Raw genomic sequence first — 18,452 nt, 5'->3', positions numbered from 1 at the left:
TTATACGTAGTACTTTATTTATAATGACTACATTCATATTCATACACACATCCTATTGTATATTCGTTAATTTTGCGAAATAATAAAGGATAGAAGTATGTACCATTATACATATAAACTTAATTACCGCTTTAATATGAATAGGAGGAAACATAATGACATTACAAGAACAGATTATGAAAGCATTACATGTTCAGCCTGTAATTGATCCAAAAATTGAAATTCGTAAACGAGTTGATTTCTTAAAGGATTATGTAAAAAAAACAGGTGCAAAAGGATTTGTACTTGGTATTAGCGGCGGACAAGACTCTACATTAGCAGGACGCTTAGCACAACTTGCAGTTGAAGAAATTCGTAACGAAGGTGGTAATGCAACGTTTATCGCCGTGCGTCTTCCTTATAAAGTACAAAAAGATGAAGATGATGCACAATTAGCATTACAATTCATTCAAGCAGATCAATCTGTTGCATTTGATATTGCTTCAACTGTTGATGCTTTTTCAAATCAATATGAAAACTTATTGGGTGAATCATTAACAGATTTCAATAAAGGTAACGTGAAAGCACGTATCCGTATGGTTACTCAATATGCAATTGGTGGACAAAAAGGGCTACTTGTTATCGGAACAGATCACGCTGCAGAAGCTGTAACAGGGTTCTTTACAAAATTCGGAGATGGTGGTGCAGATTTATTACCATTAACGGGATTAACGAAGCGTCAAGGACGTGCATTATTACAAGAGTTAGGTGCAGACGAGCGACTGTACTTAAAAATGCCAACAGCTGATTTATTAGATGAAAAACCAGGTCAAGCTGATGAAACAGAGTTAGGTATTACTTATAATCAATTAGATGATTATTTAGAAGGTAAAGCAGTTCCAGCTGACGTTGCAGAGAAAATTGAAAAACGTTACACAGTGAGTGAGCATAAAAGACAAGTACCAGCGTCAATGTTTGATGATTGGTGGAAATAAATGAAACATAAAAAAGAAGCTAATCTTCATTTAGCTTCTTTTTTATATGTTAACGATATACCCCTACTCTTTTCTCCAATAAATCTTGCAGGCAATCTTCATGTTGTTTACAAAATAACGGTGGCATGTCGTCTAACGGGAAAAACTTCAAATCCAACGTTTCATCACCATCTACTTTTTTGTCACCTCCAACTATTGAGAATGAAAAGAACATCACAATTGACTGGGCCTTGTCTCCATTTGGATATGATTGAAAATATTTTGTATACACTCCAATAAGCTCATTTATTTCTACATCATACCCGGTTTCTTCTTTTATTTCTCGGATTGCAGTTTCCGCAGCTGATTCTCCTATCTCCATTGCACCACCTGGAAATCCCCAAGCGTTAAAGTCTCCTCTTTTTTGCAGTAATACTTCTCCTTCCTTATTAAATACACAACCACCGGCAAAGTTTAAGAAAACATAATCATGTCCTACTTTTTCACGTAATTCTTTTATATAATTGGCCATTCTCTTTCCCCTTTTCATACCTCTTCTATCGCTATTTCTTATCTTTTTCAAGCAATTCAATGATTCGATCTAGCTTCTGGTTCATATTAATCACGTGGTGTTTCTTTGCAGCACTGCTTTGTAATACTCTTCTAATAAACAAAGTAAATGATATGAAAAACAAAACGATAAGTCCGATTACTAAACAAGTATATATCAATGTAAAAATATTACTTTCGAACAAGTTCATTCAGCATTCACATCCTCTCCTTTTTATTTTATCACATAATTCCCAAAATTTTAAAGTGATCGATAAATATAAAAAGAGCATCTTTTACAGATGCTTTTTCTCATTGCTTAATACGTAAATGTAATTGTCGCTAATGAATAACCCGCCAATGCACTGTAAGGCGCTACTTGATAAGACACACGCTTTGCACCTTTTGGCCAATTTATTTCATTTAATACTTTCTTTATATCTTGCATCGTCCCATCCATGGACTGCTTATATCGTACTTCTACTTTTTCTGGTTTAGCTGCAAACTGTTGCTGCAACTTTTGCTTAAATTCATTATAATTTTCTGCTCCGTATTCTGCAGATAAGTATTGTAAATTTGTTTCTTTTAACATCTGCTCATATACGACAGTTTTTGAGCTACCAGCTTTTATTTTATTTGTTAATTCACCAAAATAACTTGTAGTTGCCGCTGGATATTTGCTACGATCCCATTCATGATCTTTACTTAACTGTTCGTCAGACATATTAAAATATGAGTAAGTTGCACGCCCTGCTTTATCTGGTACTGGATCATCAAATGTAGTATCTAGGTGATACCATTTGTTTTCAATGTTCACTAAATTCCACGCGTGAGCTTGTCCGTTTCCTGTGCCTGTTACAATATGATTTTGAATACCTGCCTCTTTTAACAACTCATACGTCAATAATGTATATCCTTGGCAAACGGCAGAACGATTCGCTAATGCTTCATATGCTGTATACGCTTGATAAGACGTATCATAAGACACATGCTTAACAACGTAATCGTGAATAGCTTTTACTTTCTCATGCTCATCCATCCCTGGTTTTACAATTGATCCAACAATTGATTTCGCCTGAGCTTTTACATATTGAGTTTGTTCTTTTGATTCACGGTATTTTACTTGCAGTGTAAACGTATAGTCCCCTGGCATTCCTTTAATGGAATATCTAGTAGACGCTACATTATATTTTACATACTCATCAGCATCTACAATTTTATTAAACTCACCATACAATTGATCCATAATATTTCTAGCATTTCTATCTTTTGTTTTATATGTGATTGTAATATTTTCTTCTCGATTATCAATCTGTTTTTTTAATTCTTTTCTGAAATCATCTAATAACTTTACATCTGATTGTGCTGTCACTGTAGTCGGATTTGTAGCTGCATAAGATACAGATGACGCTTGTAAGCCTCCCATTACTATAGTTGAACAAAGTGCGGCAGCTGTCACATACTTACTTGTCTTTCCCATCTTGTCACTCCTTATATTCTATAACTATACGAAAAAGTATCGTATAGTTTCAGAGTATACAATACTTTTTCGTATAGGTCATATGAGATTATGCATATTAACTAATTCACATAAAAAGGTTGTTCTTTTAAAAAGAACAACCTTTTTTCATTAGCATGTTTGTAATACGCAGCATGTATTTTCAAAACGTTGATTTTTCAAATCTTCATTACTAATACAGAAATATAGCATCCCTAGTTCTCCCCAAACCATATTACAATTTTTATGATCTGAATCAATTTGGAATAAAAGAGTCATTTGCTGCGGGTCTACTCCCATATATTCTCCCGTCTCATATAACACTTCTTCTTGTACAGAGAATGGCTCACCAAACATTTGATGGTTATCGTAGTTATCCGGAATTAGCTCTTCAAGTAATTGCAAGAAACGATCTGAATCAGCCTCATCTTCAATGAAAAGTTCTGGTAATTTGTATGTCAGTTCAAAAGTAATTGCACACTGGTTATATTTCGCTTGTACTTCATTTCCTCTTCGTAATTGCTCTACAGGAACATCATAATAAAGTACACGCCCAGCCTCTGTTAGCTTCACATTTTCTTCAAAATAATTTTCAATGCAAAAGAAATACAGCATCCCCGTCTTAGGAAGATTGTGATCCATACCAACGTTTTGTAAATCACTTAAGTTAAATTGCGCGATAAATTGTAGTGGATTTCCTTTATGCTTTGGATATTCAAATAAAGCTGGTAAATCAGGAACTCCTCCCATTTTCGAACTACCTATCGCAACAGTTTCCTGCTGCTTTGGCACAACTTTTATACAAGGAAATACAGTATTAATAAGTTCCTCTTTCAAGTGTGTTAGTTCATATTTATCAATTAATACTTCAATTTTTTTATTCATAAATTCTCCTTACATTTACATACTTATTTATATCATAGTACAAAGATTATACTTCATTCTTTACAAAATCAACAAGCCTTCAAAAACGGGCTTATCCTTCGTACGCGAACAAGTTTAAAAAAGCATACTATACATTGTTCCTACAAACACGATAGTTCTTTAGTTCTTCCAGTACATTTTCCCCTCGTTCATTTTTATTTTTAATATAAGGAGGAATTCCACATGGGTTACGGATATAGTTGCGGCGGTTACGGTTACGGCGGTAGCTGTGGTGGTTGTGGTTACGGAGGTTTCGCTTTATTAATCGTTTTATTCATCCTTCTAATCATCATCGGAGCTAGCTGTTGGGGCGGCTTTGTAGGCTGCTAGTAAACTTAAAAACCATTGTAAAAAAGCACGTACAATACGTGCTTTTTTGCCATTTCCAAATCTTTTATTTGAAAGGAAGTATGTTTAATGAAGATTGATGGTGTTTTTGAAGGAGGCGGTGTGCGCGGTATTGCGCATGTTGGGGCAATTTGCGCGTTAGTCGAAAAAGGTTATGAATGGGAACGTGTAGCTGGAACATCAGCTGGTGCAATTATCGCGGCACTTTTAGCTGCAGGATATTCTTGTTCAGAGCTAAAAACCATTATAACTGATATCGATTATAACAAATTTACGAAGAAAACCTTTATTGACAAAATCCCCTTTATCGGAAAAGGACTAAGTGCATGGACTACTCTAGGTATATACTCTAATGTATTTATAGAAGAATGGATTGAAGAATTACTTCGAAAAAAAGGTGTTCATTTATTTACTGATTTACCGGATCTAAACAAACTCAAAATCATCGCTTCTGATATTAGTAATGGTAAAATGGTTGTCTTTCCTGACGACTTACCAAACTACGGATTTTTAAATTATCGCTTCTCTATCGCTAAAGCGGTAAGAATGAGTAGTACAATCCCCTTCTTCTTTGAACCCGTAAAATGGAGAACTCCAAAATGGAAGCAGCCTTGTTATATGGTTGACGGAGGAATTCTAAGTAATTATCCAATTTGGATCTTCGATTCACCTACCGCTCCTCGCTGGCCGACTTTCGGATTTCATTTTGTAAAAGATGAGATTCAAGCTGACCCTGCTCACTATAACGAGCCTATTTCCATGTTCAAAGGACTATTTAAAACAATGATGCAAGCTCATGATTTACGTCATTTAGATAAGGAATCAAAAGCAAGAACGATTACAATTCCAACAGGAACGATTACAAGTACTAATTTTGAACTGACGAAGGAAGAAAAAGACTGGCTTTACAATTCTGGTTATAACTCTGCTAATAAATTTTTACAAGCTTGGAACTTTAGGCAATATATTGATGAGTATAGAAAAGGAAATCAAGACCGAAAGACAAATCGATTTTTTCGTCAACTTGACTCATAATATTATTACTTTGCGTATAAATACGAGAACGTTTAACAACTTAATAGTAAATAAGCCTAGTAAATTCTTATATTACTAGACTTATTTACTTCCTATATAATCTCATACATTGTTTAAGGATACGTTAAGCCTTCGGCTTCTTCTGCAGTTATAACTATGTAACGATTTCCCGTTCTTAATCCTAACAGTTCTGCTTTTTCAATCGCCTCTTGCTTCGTCTCCGCATAAGCAGCTAAATATTTTTCTCCATTGATCATTTGGCAAATTACATATTGTTTCATTACTTTCTCCTCTTACTTTTTCATTAGTTGTGCAAGTTTTTTTATACCTATTTCAATTTCTTCTAACGTTGCGTATGAATACGATAGGCGCAAAAATTGATTTGCACTTCTATCATATAAAGTACCTGGGTTTAATAAAACCTTTTCTTGCAGAGCTTTATCAAATAAACTGCGATATGAAATGGGTACTTTTATATGTACCCATATATAAAACCCGCCTGTTGGTTCATGCCAAGTTGCTATTTCACGAAGATATTTATCTAACATTAGTAACATAAAATCTCTTCGTTTTTTCAATTCACTTCTTACAAATCGCAAATGCTCATCATATAGACCATTTGTAAACCACTCTGCTGCAATTTGCTGGGATATAGTGCTTGAACCATAATCTGTTTGCATCTTTATGTCTGACAATCTTTGAATTACTGGCTCAGGTCCAACAATCCATCCAATTCTTAAACCTGGACTAATTACTTTGGACATGCTTCCAATATGTAGTACGATTCCATTTTTATCATAGGCTTTTAAAGGTTTCGAACAAGGTGCATCAAACCATAAGTCTTGATACACTGCGTCCTCTATAATAGGTAATCCAATTTCATTACATATTTCCATCACTTCTATTCGTTTCTTCGCATTCATACTAAAGTTCGTTGGATTATGAAAAGACGGGATTGTATATAAAATAGAGGCATTAAATTGCTTCTTATATTTTGTAATATATGATGCATTTAAACCGTTCTCATCCATTGGTATTCCAATGAAACGCATTCCTGCGGATTGAAAAACATTAAGCGAATATAAATAGGATGGTTTTTCTAATAAGATGGATGCGCCTTTTGGAAGAAGCCCCATAGAGATAAGTTGCAGCGCTTGAATTGCTCCTGAAACAATTAATATAGAGTCAGGAGATACATATACACCATGCCCCTTTAAGTATTCGGAAATCTTTTCCCTTAAATAAAAATTTCCTTTTGGCTCTTCATACCCAAGCGTCACATTTGACTTTAAAAGCTTATTCATAATTTCTTTCATCTTTTTCTCAGGTAAGAGACTCGGCGCGAGCTCACCTGTTCCTAATCGAATTACATGTGGATAAAATTCAGCTTGATTAATCTCCTGAATAGCTGGGAGATTCGGATAATGAAGTCCTGTTTCTACATAAGACTGCCAATTAGGCGGGGGTGCGTAAGTTGAAACATTCTCATTATTATTTACAACAATTGTTCCTTTCCTGCCATTCCCTTCAATGTATCCCTTTGCAACTAGTTCATCGAAAGCCATTACAATTGTGCTTCGATTCACACCAAATGTATGGGCCAAATCTCTTTGTGAAGGTAATTTCGTTCCAACGGTCCATTCTCCATTAACGATCTTTTCTTTTATATACGTTTCTATTTGTTTATACAGCGGCGTCGCTAGAGACATATCCGGTTTCCAAACGAATCTTTCCATCATATCACCTTATATTCTTTTTGGTTGGTAACCTCCCCAACCATATGGATGGATACAAATTTTCATTTCTTCTATACAATATACACTATCATAATGAATTAAAATAGGAGGTAATATGATGAGTGAAGCAATTATTCATGGTATCATTCTTGCATTTGGACTTATCATTCCATTAGGTGTACAAAATGTTTTTGTCTTTAACCAAGGTGCGAGCCAACCAAACATTTGGAGGGCAGCCCCTGTAGTATTAACTGCCTCTATATGTGATACGTTACTCATATTGATTGCAGTGCAAGGTGTCTCCCTTGTACTCCTTACTTTTTCTTGGCTAACTAACTCATTATATATAATTGGATTTTTCTTTCTCCTATACATGGGCTTTGTTATTTGGAGAAGTAATCCTTCCAACGATGTAAAACAAGAAAAAAGTATGCCCTTAAAAAAGCAAATCCTTTTCGCAGCATCAGTTTCGTTATTAAATCCACATGCTATTTTAGACACAATCGGTGTAATTGGAACAAATTCTATTCAATACATAGGAAGTGAAAAATGGGCTTTCACACTTGCAACTATTATCGTTTCTTGGATTTGGTTTATAAGCTTAGCTTTAGCGGGGAAATTTCTAAAAAGACTAGACTCAACCGGAAAGACAATTTTATTATTAAATAAATTTTCTGGCCTCATCATATGGGGTGTCGCACTTTATATGTTAAAACAAGTTATTTATTCTTAATGAACGAAAGAGAATTGCATGTTTCTCAAAACATCATGCAATTCTCTTACAAATTATGAAGTAGGTTCCGGTTTCTGTTTTACCGCCTTTGCATCCTTTGCTGGTTTAATCCAAATGATTGCTATGACAGCACCAATGGCAGCGAAAATACTTGTCAAATAAAACACTTCATGGTCCGCCCCTTTCATGAAAAAAGAATATAAAGGTGGTCCAGCTGCTACACCGATAAATCGCATTGAACTGTAAAATGACGTAACCGTTCCCCTTTGCTCCTTTTCAATTCCTTGTGTAATGAGGGCATCTAAACATGGGAGTGCCATACCAATCCCTATCCCCATAATAACGAGACAAAGAAGTAGTAAATAAATCCCTTTTATAAATAAAGGAATGATGACTGATGCAGCTGCCATTAAAAAACCAATATAAATACACTTCTTCATAACATTTTGATTATCTCCAATTTTTTTACCGGCCATATATGAACTAAGTGACAGTACAAGTAACGGAATAGCAAGCACACACCCTTTCCATATACCATGAATGTCATACTTTGATTCCAGTATAGTCGACAAATAAAAGAGAATTCCGAATAAAATAAGCATAATAATTGCACCTAATGCAAAAATGGCAATTAACCATCTTCCTTTTTCTCGAAACGTAGACAGAATAGATTTTATAAACTCTTTAAGTGGTGGGACTTCTCCTTCTTGTTTCTTTGCCTTTACTAGAACAAGTAATAAAACAATTGATACTACGCATAAAATTGGAATCGCCCAAAATGGTAAGAACCATACAACGGCAGCAAGAGCAGACCCTAAAATAGGGCTCAGTACTTTCCCAAATGTATTGGATGTTTCTATGATTCCTAAACCTGTACTAACTTGTTTTTCGTCTTTGTATAAATCACCAACACACGGTATAACAACTGGCATTGCACCAGCAGCACCAATACCTTGAATCGCTCTACCAATCAATATCCAATTGTAGGGATTATCAACTTTCCAAGATACCCAACCAGTTATCGCTCCTCCTATAGCTGCAATCAGCAAACTCGGAACCATTACCATCTTTCGTCCCCATCTATCTGATAAATAACCAGCAATCGGTATAAGTAGAATAGCTACGATAGAGTAAATTGTAATAATCATGGATACTTGAAACGATGAAATATGTAATTTCTTTTCAATAGTCGGCAGAATTGGGATGAGCATTGAATTCCCTAATGTCATAACAAGTGGAACTGATGCAAGCGCAATTAAACAACAGTTTTCTTTTTTTAACATGTTGGCTTCGAAACCTTTCATCATATATTTCTTACCATATAATAGCCCCGCTGGAACGTAACTTTTCATTCCACCAGGGCTATTACATCTTTACTACTTCCCATTCACAACAAAAGAAATTGGGGAAATTATAGTATTATTCCTATTCTTTGAATCCAGTTCACAATATATCCATACCAATTAATTGAAAAAAAAAGAAAGGAAGAATCCTTCCTTTCTCCTATAACCTTCTACAATTAGCGAGTATATCCGCCACCAAGTTGTTGTTCTGCCATCGCTACAAGGCGTTTTGTAATTTCACCGCCTACAGAACCGTTTGCACGTGAAGAAGTATCAGCGCCAAGTTGTACACCAAACTCTTGTGCAATTTCATATTTCATTTGATCTAAAGCTGCTTGTGCTCCATGTGATGCTAATTGATTAGAATTACGATTTCTAGCCATTACCAATCACCTCCTTATTTATATATAAATTGTGTTAAATTCAAATTAAAATACATGGAAATTTTTGGTTATTTTTTACCATAAAAAAAGAGCCTCTAAAACGAGACTCTCACATCATTTCACATTACGAAGTTACTACTTCTAATTTTCTATTTATTAATACTTTCATTTCTTCTTTTAATATCTCTTTTGCATTATGTCCAAACCATTCTAAGGAAGCAAAAAGATCCGTACCTCTCACTTCCTGAATAATCTCATCATAATTTACAATACCTTCAAATAACGGAACCATACCAATACGACTTCCTGCTGCAGCATATACATTATTAGGTTCAAACACATGCAAATAATCCGCTGAAGATATATTCTTAAAATGGTAATGTAGTGTCCACGGCTTTAATCGATGGAAACTGTCTATTGGATCTGCGCCAGACTCCCATATATGAAGAAAATCAAGATTTATTTTTAAATTCGGATGATTTACTTCTTCTAATAGTTCTATAGTAGAAGGCAATGTGTCCGTTAGTGTATTGGGATGTGTTTCTAACAGCACATACATATTGTGCTGAGCAAACACATCACAAATCTTACGTATTCGCTTCACATACTCTTTTCTCTCTTGTTCCGAGAAGTCCTTGCTCCCTTTTTGCCCAGCAAACGTGCGAATTTTATTCGTATTAAACCAATTAGCTAGTACTACAAGTTGTTCACTTTTCTCTATCGTTTTTTCAAAATCTGCTGATAATGATATATCTAAGTAATCACTTATCATCGTAATTTCTAAGTTTTTATCCTTTAGAAAAGTCAATTCTCGTTCTGTCGTTTCGCGTTCTTGTATATACAAATTTTGTGCATGAGTCCCCCACAATTCAATTCCTTCAAAACCGTTTTCATATGCAAATTGAACAATATCAGTAAATGAAATTAATTGATGACGAAATGAAATGGTACATAGCGAATATTTCATAGCATTAAACTCCCCTATCTTAAATTCAGTTAGCTTATTAAAAAGTTGCGACAGACTGATTTGTTTTCATACCTTTCCATGATAGAAACTGTCTCTCTAATTCCTTCTTAATTTGCAGTTCAATTGCATTCATTTCATCCAGTTTTTCAATAATCGATACTAGCATACCTTTATTATTCGTCATTGCCATTTTAATTGCACGATACTGTACATTTGTAAATCCTTGTACAATATCCTCTACCCGATCACACCAATAATCAAATTCTTGCTCCGAATATTGCAACGTTTCACGGAAGTATGCAAAGGCATGCTCATAACTATATTTACGAATTGCAAGTACTGGTATTTGTTTTACTGCTGCTACAAGTCCAGAAAGCGCATATCCTTCTTCCTCATTTGCCATTTTTACAATTAAATTTTTCAGCTCCATAGTCAGTTCATTGTCGTTCTTTTTGAATGTTTCTGTGAAATAACTAGCTACTGTTTCTTGCGTTGGCTCCCCAATTCCTTCTATATCAATGAAATACCCTCCACCAAATGGGTTATCTTGAATAGAGTGAAGTACTTTTTCTCTTTCCATATTTCCTTCCCAACGAAAATCAGGATCTAGCATGAACCACTCTTCTTCTTTCTCTGTTTTTGATATCATTAAATAATGTGGAAACGGTTTTTGATGAAATTTATTTTCCCTCTCTGGTAATAGAGACATATCAACCATTACAATGACATAACGATTTTCCGGCTTGTTTTCTACTAATTCTAAAAACGTTTCTACATTGCTATCTTTATCTTTTGCATGATCATACCATTCGTTTACTTTAATACCGTACAATTTTTCAAACCAAAGTAAATAATGATCATGGTTAATGTTTTCAGAGTGATATGAAATAATTCCGCCTTCTGTTATATCAAAATCTCCATCCCATAGTCCAAAATAAAATGGACGAAAATCAATGTCGCTACGCCTTTTTATAATTTCACAAAAACAACTCACTAAACAGTGCACTTTAATTGAAGTCATACTCTCATCCACTTTCCTAAAGGTTAGTTATTCACATTTATTTCCTGTAACTCCTCCATAAAATCAAGCAAAGATCCTACAGTAAGAAATGCCTTTGGATCTACCTCATCCTCTGGAACACATAGCTTTACATCCATTTCTATGTATACAATAAGCTGTAACATCATTACCGAATCTATATATAAATCTTGATTTAAGCGCATCGTTTCTTCTAAATGCGTTACATTTTTCAGTTCCATTTTTTCAATCATAATTTTTAACACGGCATTCTTTAACGCTTCCCGTCTCATGTTGTAACCTCTCCCATATCTAGTAACTTTCTACTTACTTTTCCAGTTTTATTTTTAGGAATTTCATTTACACTTTCAATTTCATGGGGAACTTTATAAGAAGGTAAGTGCTGAATACACCATTCTCTTATTTGTACTGGATCAACATGAGAGATCACTTTCGCTTTAACTATTTCGCCCATGACAGGATGTTTCCCTCGATATACAATTGCCTCTTGAACACCTTCCAATCGAAGCATCGTTTCTTCTACCTCTATAGGAAAGACTTTTAATCCCGAAACATTAATTACATCGTCCATACGCCCCATAAAATGAATGCCACGCTCAGATTTATACCCTAAATCTTTCGTGAAGATTTCCTTATCATTCATTTTCACGACGATTTCTTCCGGTGCATTTTCATCTGAACCTATGCTTATACTCGCATGAGGTAGAGGGTTTCCTAAATCTAAATGGCTCTTCATATCATGACATATACTAATACAACCTGCTTCAGAACAACCATATTGCTGCATCATATATGTTGTCATTTCTTTTAGTTTATAAAATAGTGCTTCTGGCAAAGGCGATCCTGATGTCATAATTTTATGAAACTGGAACGTTCCTAATGGAAAACTCCCCATAATGTGTAACATAAGTGGTACTGCATATATAATATGTTTTTCTGTATTGCGAACTATATTTAATGCGAATTTAGGATTTTTATTCGTAATGATTACAGGCTGGCTCCCCCTCTTAATTGCTGATAAAGTACCACATATTAGTCCGTATGAATGTGAAACAGGAGCCATAACGATTGGCACTTCATCTACTTCACAGTTTAAAGCTTCATTATAAGCGGTAATTTCCGTATCAACTTCCGTCCATGCTCTACGAATTAGTTTCGGTTCCCCTGTAGTTCCAGAACTATATTGCAGTAAAGAAGGCTCTTCTAGTAAAAAGTTCCCTACTTCTAATTTTGTACAATCGCCATATTCTCCATATAAAATTCCTACACAATTTGCACGCTTTGCCATTTCAATAGCTGTTTCTTTTGGTGTATCTTCATGTATAAGTAATACTGATGATTTCTTTTCTTTTAAGAAAAACACAATCGTAATAATATCGAATGGATCTTTCAGACAAAGTGCAAATCTATTTCCTTCTGCTTCTTTAAATTGTTCCATTTCCTCATAAACTTTTAATCTTGATTCAAAATCACTTTTGCTATACTCTTGTTTATTAACGATTAGCATAATTTCCCCCTGTAACAGCTGATTTTTGTTTCATAAGTTGTCTTACTCTATACAATGGATTTGGAACTTCATGAACAAGCGATTCCAGATCCATATATAATCGACGTTTCGTTAATTGTTCAGCATAGAATGTAGGTGCATATAATTGAATATTTTCAAATCTACCTTTCAAATGTGGATATATTCTTAAATGATTTTCAATTTCTTCAACAACCATCATCCAAAAATGTTCTTCTTTCAATCCATATTCATCCGCAAGTACGAATGCTAATTCTCCTAAATTAAACAGGAATAGTGCATCTAACACCATCTCTTGCAAACATTCAATGCGATCCATTTCAAAGAAATCATTCATTTTTCCATTCGCATATGTTTTATGCATTTTAGTAAAGTCGGGACATTTGTCAACCGTTTTCAAATATGGACGATAAAACTCAAGCCCTTCATGAAAATCCTTTAACGCAATACGAACAGGCACCCCTTCTTTATGGACTAGAATCATATTTTGTCCATGTGATTCCAGTGCGATGCCATGCTCTACAACAAGATGTATAACTGGTATTATCGCTTTTTGAATAAGTAATTGTAGCCAATCCTTCATTCCATATTTATTCAACCACGCATCAATAATTGGTGTACCATTTTTCTCTTTAGCGTATAAACCATTAAAAGGAATTGCATCTTCTTGTGCATCTAAATACTTATGAATGCTTTCGCGCCAAATACATCCTAATGAACCATATATAGCTTTCTTATTCGTGTCATACGTTACACTGGAAAACTCATTTAACAAGATTAAACGTGCTTCATCCATTAAATAGGCGTCATTACTTACAACATCATTTAACCAATTTGATATTGCTGGTGCACTCACAACAGAGTATGGTTTCAGCGTACGAAGTGTTGAAGTGTTGAGTAAATTCATCGATAATTTAACGTACGGTTTCTTTGGACTCGTAATATTTCTTAATGTTCTCATTGACTGTTGCGCGCAATAATCGTCCTCAGATGTTCCTAAATAAATAATAAATTTCCCCTGTATATGATCCGCATAATTTGAAATGATGAAATTCACCCACTGCCATGGGTGAACAGGTATAAACACGTACTGTTTTGGATTACATCCCTTATTACGAATTCGTTCCATAAACTCTTCTAATTTACGATCGCCAATCTCCTCTTTTAAAAGGTTGTTATACATCACTTCATTCTCATAACCTACAGTCGCATAATTCTTATGCGCTGCAATCCATATGAGTTTTATTGGCTGCATAAATTCATAACCATATTGAAAATTGTCACGATATTGAAATCCAACACGTGCTTTATAACTAGGATGATATGGATGGCCGTCTATTAAATGGCTTTCAAACTCATCGTAAGATTTTTGAGTATATTCTCTCTTATTATTTCTTTCATATTGTGCAATCGTGTCTTTAAATATTGTTTGTTCTAATTCGTGTATAAAAGAATCTAATTTAGCTTGTTCTACACTAGTAACCCGAAAAACTTCTTCTAGAAATTGCGAGACAGATTGTATTTCTTGCTGTTCATCTTGAACTCTTACTATTAATGAGTCTAACGAAATACGTCCAAATGTCATCCGTTCCCTGCCATAGCATTTGTACGTGACACTTTTGCCTTCTTCATCAAGTCCTTGTATTAGAAAAAGAAGTTGTTCTTCTTTTTCTATGCGAACCGGTGTAATAATCCCCTCATAAATTAACGATTCTACTAATTGACGTAGCACTCTTCTTCGTACTGAAATGTAATCTTCTGATTCGAGCGCCTTCAATACTTTCGTATGATACATGTCCACTCTCATAAAACCCTCCACCTTATGACAAAATACCATTATTTGTATTACGTGAAATTTTAACGTTATTTATGAACGAACAGCCACTTCTCTAACGAGTGGATTATGTACTTGCACATAAATAGCTTGCTCCAATGGATTACTTAACTCATCGACATCGAAAAATCTCGTTAGTAAATTTGCTTTACACGCTAACTTATCTTCGTCCAATAATTCTCTTAAAAATGTAGAAGGTTCCCGGTTATATGGAAGGAATGATTCAAGTACAGACCTTAATTCCGAGAGAAGAATTTCCTCCTTAATTAATCCTGCTGTGCCAAAACCATTAATGAGGCCAAACATATGATTGAAAATTAAGTAGTAACGAAATCTCTCATCCACAATATAGTCGTCATATAAATTTCCAGTACGTTCTCCAATACCAGCTAATTCATTATTAAGCATCTCTTTCATTGAATTACAGAAATAAAATCCTTGATTATCACGGAAATAATATTTGACCGGATAACCATCTTTTAGCTGAACAACGCTATTTTGCTGATGAGCTTCTAATGCAACACCATACTGTAAATACATCCATACCATTGGCTTTAAAGAAATATTCATATATCGTATAAACCACTCTAAGCTTACTTCTTCACAGCTTTTACTTTCTAAATCTGCTAGGCGATGAATAATATTCGATAACCGCGTACGCTCCCCAGGTATAGCGTCTTGAACTAGCCCAGCAATTAATGTTGCGTCGTTTGCATGTTCGCTATAAAAAGGATTCTCACGAATAATCACTTCAAATCCAGATTCTTGTGTTCCATAATTTAATGTAATAAAGGCTGGATCACAAATAAAATCAAATCCTGGAAATCTTTCTCGTACTTCACCAATAGCCGTATTTAACATTTCCTTCCCTTCAAGACCACTCTCAAGTTCTTTCAGTTTATTAATACGCATTGAATTCGTTACTTTCACCGGAAATGAAAACTTAAGCATATACTTCGAATTGGGATGATATAGCGTCCTTAGTGATGATGTTGCCATATAATACTTACCTACAGGACCAATATACTCAAGCAATTCTTGAATTATCCAATCTTGTACGTAAGCTTGATGCAAGAGCCATTCTGCCTGAAGCGGATGAATTGGAATTAATGCATATTGATCTTCCTTACAGTACTTCGCTATAAATTCCTTACTAACCATCTCATCATTACTTAATTCTTCTTTTATAATCGTTGTTGTAGAATCTGATAATAATGATTTTTCATTTACTATACTTTTATGTGCCCGAAAATAATGAAGCTGACATTCCCCTTTTAATTCTGGAGAATACATTGCACTTTTCCAATCCAATATCCCCTGTCTACTCTTTGGTGTAGGATGAGTTAAATGCCCAAATAATAAAGACTGCTCCGCTTCTATAAAAGTTGTATGGAAACCGTATAATGCGGATGTATCTTCTATTCTCTCTTTTGTAAATTCCTCAATATTTTGACAACTACGGATAACTCGAAGCATAAGTTCCGCAGGATTCGTTCCTTCTCCGTAGTTGATCGACATCTCTTTTATTAAAAACGTAATAACTGTAACGTAATCTGCTGTAATAACAGAATTACTATCTCCAATTTGATAATAAAATTGTTCTCCAAACAAATGGCGATCTGTTGGTGATTTATATATAACTTCTCCATACAAAGTAACGTTCTGTGCCGATAGCCGACAACATAAATATGTGGGGACTGTATCTCTATTCAACGTATTACTGAAGATACTTTTCATTCTTTCATCCTCTGTAATCCATTCTCCACTCCCTGTTTCTCTTAAATAACAGTTTAAAAAGCTTTGTAATGTTGCATGTTCTGCGATTTGTTTCGCAAGCTGCATGTTGGTCCTCCTCTTTATATTAAAGCTATCGAAATTTTATATAATAAACGATAATTGAATGTCGTTATCAATTATGATTCTAATTGATAATAATATTCAATTCAAGAGTATATTTCAGAATTTTTTTATCTGATTTAATTTTCCTTGTTTTCCCCCTTTTCTTTAATCTAGTTAAAAATACACAAAAAAAATACTCAGCTTCAAACTACATACTTACTATTTTTCATTAGTAATCTATCCAAAATGGTTAAACAAAAGAGGTATACCTTAATTGGTATACCTCTTTCAAACATAAAGTTTACATAATAATATTATTTATATCTCTCCAGCAATATGCTGTCTCTTCTACCTGTAATCGCTCTAAAAATTTTGTATCAATTTTTTCTGGGTTAAATTTTTCATAAAACTTTTTAGAAGGATTATTCGTAACAACCCAAACTAAAAGTGATTGCATATCATTCTTTACACATTCTGATAGTAACGCTTGAAATAACTTTTGTCCTATTTTCATTCCTTGATACTGTTGTAAAAGGTTGATTGCATATAATTCTCCATCACAATTATATGTATCAGTTCTTTCTATCCCCCCATCGATGAATCCAACTATTTCTCCATTTAAATTCTCTGCTACAAATCTAAATTGATGATTACCTTCTTTTTGAAAAATATCTTCCCATTGTTTTTCTCGTTTCTCATATGCTATATTATCTAGAATTTCGTCAGCAAATATCCCTTTATACGCTGTCTTCCAACTATCGACATGCACCTTTGCTATACCTTGTATATCATCCTTTATTGCTCTTCTAATATGTATTCCCATCATTTCTCTCCCCTTATTACTCATCATTATATCAATTTCATTCCTTAAAAATCCAAATAAAAAAGAGTGAATTCACTTCACTCTTTTTTATCACAATTATCTACTTTCCACTTCAACTGAAACTACTCGATTAATCTCTTTCAGGGAACTATATAACTCTGTTGTATATAAATCTTCTGGAGCTAAAATAACCATCTCCAGTTGCTGAAATGCTCCACTATCTATATCTTTAATTTTCACGCGTTTCACATGCATGCCTAAATTTTTAATTTGCTTAAATATACCATCTAATTCATGATGCTCTTTAACAGTAATTTTTATAGATAAATCCTTTTGTCTTAATGAATACGGTCCTGCAATTTTCACAAGTTGCGGAAGTACATTAATCGCTAAAATAATTAAAACCATAGCAACTGTCGCTTGTAAATAAAATCCTGCACCAATTGCGATTCCTAAAGCTGAAGCAGCCCACACCATAGAAGCTGTTGTTAATCCAGAAATAACGTCATTACTTCTTCGTAAAATGACACCTGCGCCAAGAAAACCAATTCCACTAACAATTTGAGCGGCCAGTCGCATCGGATCCATATTTGTATGTCCTGGAACAGAATATACATGCACAGATTCAATTGAAACCATCGTAATTAAACAACTTGCTACAGAAATAACCATACTTGTTTTCACACCAAGTGGTTTATTCTTTAGCTGCCTATCTATCCCGATGAATAATCCTAAAAAGAGTGCTAAACCTAATTTGAGTAAAAATTCATATGACATATTCCCATTCTCCTTACTTTACAATGTTTCCCTTAGAATAACTCACTATAACTCTTTTATGATATCAATTCCAGTCTTTTCTATTCATTTAACGTAAAAAACCGAAAAAACATTTATAACGATGTTTCTCCGGCTTTTTATTACAC

Annotated in this window: 20 protein-coding genes; 4 read left to right on the top strand and 16 right to left on the bottom strand. The window is 34.3% G+C overall.

The features are described from left to right. Window positions 1-155 precede the first annotated feature (155 nt). A complete protein-coding gene (gene nadE, locus MHB52_RS10290; RefSeq protein WP_046945370.1) occupies window positions 156-974 on the top strand; it encodes an ammonia-dependent NAD(+) synthetase in 819 nt (272 codons plus the stop codon). 49 nt (window positions 975-1,023) lie between these two features. Here the strand turns inward: nadE and MHB52_RS10285 are convergent, their stop codons facing one another. The 4 genes from MHB52_RS10285 to MHB52_RS10270 all read right to left on the bottom strand — a co-directional run bounded on the left by MHB52_RS10285 (window position 1,024) and on the right by MHB52_RS10270 (window position 3,885). Beyond that, window positions 1,024-1,485 (bottom strand): NUDIX hydrolase, encoded by a 462-nt coding sequence (locus MHB52_RS10285; RefSeq protein ID WP_000024999.1) that lies wholly within the window; start codon window positions 1,483-1,485, stop codon window positions 1,024-1,026. Window positions 1,486-1,516: 31 nt separating this feature from the next. After that, window positions 1,517-1,714 carry a DUF4083 domain-containing protein gene (locus MHB52_RS10280; RefSeq protein WP_001048102.1) on the bottom strand — a complete coding sequence of 66 codons (198 nt, stop codon included), beginning with the start codon at window positions 1,712-1,714 and terminating at the stop codon, window positions 1,517-1,519. A 107-nt stretch (window positions 1,715-1,821) separates the two neighbouring features. Next, window positions 1,822-2,982, bottom strand: a complete 1,161-nt coding sequence (locus MHB52_RS10275) for a transglutaminase domain-containing protein (protein ID WP_000520859.1) — start codon at window positions 2,980-2,982, stop codon at window positions 1,822-1,824. A gap of 150 nt (window positions 2,983-3,132) precedes the next feature. Next, window positions 3,133-3,885 (bottom strand): YwqG family protein, encoded by a 753-nt coding sequence (locus MHB52_RS10270; RefSeq protein WP_001034836.1) that lies wholly within the window; start codon window positions 3,883-3,885, stop codon window positions 3,133-3,135. Window positions 3,886-4,107: 222 nt separating this feature from the next. Between MHB52_RS10270 and MHB52_RS10265 the strand changes: the two genes are divergently transcribed. Both MHB52_RS10265 and MHB52_RS10260 read left to right on the top strand, forming a co-directional pair. Beyond that, entirely contained in the window at window positions 4,108-4,254 is a 147-nt protein-coding gene (locus MHB52_RS10265) for a YjcZ family sporulation protein (RefSeq protein ID WP_000540425.1), read from the top strand. Window positions 4,255-4,341: 87 nt separating this feature from the next. Next, window positions 4,342-5,307 carry a patatin-like phospholipase family protein gene (locus tag MHB52_RS10260; protein ID WP_061663502.1) on the top strand — a complete coding sequence of 322 codons (966 nt, stop codon included), beginning with the start codon at window positions 4,342-4,344 and terminating at the stop codon, window positions 5,305-5,307. Window positions 5,308-5,420: 113 nt separating this feature from the next. Here the strand turns inward: MHB52_RS10260 and MHB52_RS10255 are convergent, their stop codons facing one another. Together MHB52_RS10255 and MHB52_RS10250 are read right to left on the bottom strand one after the other, a co-directional pair. Further along, a complete protein-coding gene (locus tag MHB52_RS10255) occupies window positions 5,421-5,588 on the bottom strand; it encodes a DUF3933 family protein (RefSeq protein WP_000816389.1) in 168 nt (55 codons plus the stop codon). 12 nt (window positions 5,589-5,600) lie between these two features. Beyond that, on the bottom strand, window positions 5,601-7,043 hold the full coding sequence (locus tag MHB52_RS10250) for an aminotransferase-like domain-containing protein (protein ID WP_000439397.1): 1,443 nt from the start codon (window positions 7,041-7,043) through the stop codon (window positions 5,601-5,603). A gap of 118 nt (window positions 7,044-7,161) precedes the next feature. Here MHB52_RS10250 and MHB52_RS10245 point away from each other — a divergent pair, with 118 nt between their 5' ends. After that, a complete protein-coding gene (locus MHB52_RS10245; protein ID WP_001287303.1) occupies window positions 7,162-7,776 on the top strand; it encodes a LysE/ArgO family amino acid transporter in 615 nt (204 codons plus the stop codon). Window positions 7,777-7,829: 53 nt separating this feature from the next. Here MHB52_RS10245 and MHB52_RS10240 read toward each other — a convergent pair whose 3' ends face one another. The 10 genes from MHB52_RS10240 to MHB52_RS10195 form a co-directional block, all read right to left on the bottom strand. Then, on the bottom strand, window positions 7,830-9,059 hold the full coding sequence (locus MHB52_RS10240; protein WP_033667350.1) for an MFS transporter: 1,230 nt from the start codon (window positions 9,057-9,059) through the stop codon (window positions 7,830-7,832). 236 nt (window positions 9,060-9,295) lie between these two features. Beyond that, window positions 9,296-9,502, bottom strand: a complete 207-nt coding sequence (locus MHB52_RS10235) for an alpha/beta-type small acid-soluble spore protein (RefSeq protein ID WP_000113545.1) — start codon at window positions 9,500-9,502, stop codon at window positions 9,296-9,298. A gap of 124 nt (window positions 9,503-9,626) precedes the next feature. Continuing rightward, the gene (locus MHB52_RS10230) at window positions 9,627-10,469 is read right to left on the bottom strand and encodes a sugar phosphate isomerase/epimerase family protein (protein WP_000877670.1); all 843 of its coding nucleotides are present in this window, start codon (window positions 10,467-10,469) and stop codon (window positions 9,627-9,629) included. A gap of 37 nt (window positions 10,470-10,506) precedes the next feature. Continuing rightward, a complete protein-coding gene (locus MHB52_RS10225) occupies window positions 10,507-11,490 on the bottom strand; it encodes a DUF6005 family protein (RefSeq protein ID WP_000200704.1) in 984 nt (327 codons plus the stop codon). Between the two features lie 23 nt (window positions 11,491-11,513). Beyond that, on the bottom strand, window positions 11,514-11,780 hold the full coding sequence (gene asbD / locus MHB52_RS10220) for a petrobactin biosynthesis protein AsbD (protein WP_001250561.1): 267 nt from the start codon (window positions 11,778-11,780) through the stop codon (window positions 11,514-11,516). Further along, complete coding sequence (locus MHB52_RS10215) at window positions 11,777-13,015, bottom strand: AMP-binding protein (protein WP_061663501.1); 1,239 nt, start codon at window positions 13,013-13,015, stop codon at window positions 11,777-11,779. The genes asbD and MHB52_RS10215 overlap by 4 nt, the downstream gene beginning before the upstream one ends. After that, entirely contained in the window at window positions 13,002-14,840 is a 1,839-nt protein-coding gene (locus MHB52_RS10210; protein ID WP_001261836.1) for an IucA/IucC family protein, read from the bottom strand. The genes MHB52_RS10215 and MHB52_RS10210 overlap by 14 nt, the downstream gene beginning before the upstream one ends. A 60-nt stretch (window positions 14,841-14,900) precedes the next feature. Then, complete coding sequence (locus MHB52_RS10205) at window positions 14,901-16,709, bottom strand: IucA/IucC family protein (protein WP_061663500.1); 1,809 nt, start codon at window positions 16,707-16,709, stop codon at window positions 14,901-14,903. Window positions 16,710-17,007: 298 nt separating this feature from the next. Then, window positions 17,008-17,532, bottom strand: a complete 525-nt coding sequence (locus MHB52_RS10200) for a GNAT family N-acetyltransferase (protein WP_061663499.1) — start codon at window positions 17,530-17,532, stop codon at window positions 17,008-17,010. Between the two features lie 93 nt (window positions 17,533-17,625). Further along, window positions 17,626-18,306 carry an MgtC/SapB family protein gene (locus tag MHB52_RS10195; RefSeq protein WP_061663498.1) on the bottom strand — a complete coding sequence of 227 codons (681 nt, stop codon included), beginning with the start codon at window positions 18,304-18,306 and terminating at the stop codon, window positions 17,626-17,628. Window positions 18,307-18,452 lie beyond the last annotated feature (146 nt).

This window comes from Bacillus sp. FSL K6-0073 (assembly GCF_038006085.1).
GTDB lineage: Bacteria > Bacillota > Bacilli > Bacillales > Bacillaceae_G > Bacillus_A > Bacillus_A cereus.
The sequence above is the reverse complement of the archived record's forward strand: the minus strand, read 5'-3'. Positions and strand labels throughout refer to the sequence as shown.

Excerpts from the sequence above, each read along its gene's own strand:
- nadE (WP_046945370.1), top strand. The coding sequence starts at position 156 with ATGACATTACAAGAACAGATTATGAAAGCATTACATGTTCAGCCTGTA.
- MHB52_RS10285 (WP_000024999.1), bottom strand. The coding sequence starts at position 1,485 with ATGGCCAATTATATAAAAGAATTACGTGAAAAAGTAGGACATGATTAT.
- MHB52_RS10280 (WP_001048102.1), bottom strand. The coding sequence starts at position 1,714 with ATGAACTTGTTCGAAAGTAATATTTTTACATTGATATATACTTGTTTA.
- MHB52_RS10275 (WP_000520859.1), bottom strand. The coding sequence starts at position 2,982 with ATGGGAAAGACAAGTAAGTATGTGACAGCTGCCGCACTTTGTTCAACT.
- MHB52_RS10270 (WP_001034836.1), bottom strand. The coding sequence starts at position 3,885 with ATGAATAAAAAAATTGAAGTATTAATTGATAAATATGAACTAACACAC.
- MHB52_RS10265 (WP_000540425.1), top strand. The coding sequence starts at position 4,108 with ATGGGTTACGGATATAGTTGCGGCGGTTACGGTTACGGCGGTAGCTGT.
- MHB52_RS10260 (WP_061663502.1), top strand. The coding sequence starts at position 4,342 with ATGAAGATTGATGGTGTTTTTGAAGGAGGCGGTGTGCGCGGTATTGCG.
- MHB52_RS10255 (WP_000816389.1), bottom strand. The coding sequence starts at position 5,588 with ATGAAACAATATGTAATTTGCCAAATGATCAATGGAGAAAAATATTTA.
- MHB52_RS10250 (WP_000439397.1), bottom strand. The coding sequence starts at position 7,043 with ATGGAAAGATTCGTTTGGAAACCGGATATGTCTCTAGCGACGCCGCTG.
- MHB52_RS10245 (WP_001287303.1), top strand. The coding sequence starts at position 7,162 with ATGAGTGAAGCAATTATTCATGGTATCATTCTTGCATTTGGACTTATC.
- MHB52_RS10240 (WP_033667350.1), bottom strand. The coding sequence starts at position 9,059 with ATGTTAAAAAAAGAAAACTGTTGTTTAATTGCGCTTGCATCAGTTCCA.
- MHB52_RS10235 (WP_000113545.1), bottom strand. The coding sequence starts at position 9,502 with ATGGCTAGAAATCGTAATTCTAATCAATTAGCATCACATGGAGCACAA.
- MHB52_RS10230 (WP_000877670.1), bottom strand. The coding sequence starts at position 10,469 with ATGAAATATTCGCTATGTACCATTTCATTTCGTCATCAATTAATTTCA.
- MHB52_RS10225 (WP_000200704.1), bottom strand. The coding sequence starts at position 11,490 with ATGACTTCAATTAAAGTGCACTGTTTAGTGAGTTGTTTTTGTGAAATT.
- asbD (WP_001250561.1), bottom strand. The coding sequence starts at position 11,780 with ATGAGACGGGAAGCGTTAAAGAATGCCGTGTTAAAAATTATGATTGAA.
- MHB52_RS10215 (WP_061663501.1), bottom strand. The coding sequence starts at position 13,015 with ATGCTAATCGTTAATAAACAAGAGTATAGCAAAAGTGATTTTGAATCA.
- MHB52_RS10210 (WP_001261836.1), bottom strand. The coding sequence starts at position 14,840 with ATGAGAGTGGACATGTATCATACGAAAGTATTGAAGGCGCTCGAATCA.
- MHB52_RS10205 (WP_061663500.1), bottom strand. The coding sequence starts at position 16,709 with ATGCAGCTTGCGAAACAAATCGCAGAACATGCAACATTACAAAGCTTT.
- MHB52_RS10200 (WP_061663499.1), bottom strand. The coding sequence starts at position 17,532 with ATGATGGGAATACATATTAGAAGAGCAATAAAGGATGATATACAAGGT.
- MHB52_RS10195 (WP_061663498.1), bottom strand. The coding sequence starts at position 18,306 with ATGTCATATGAATTTTTACTCAAATTAGGTTTAGCACTCTTTTTAGGA.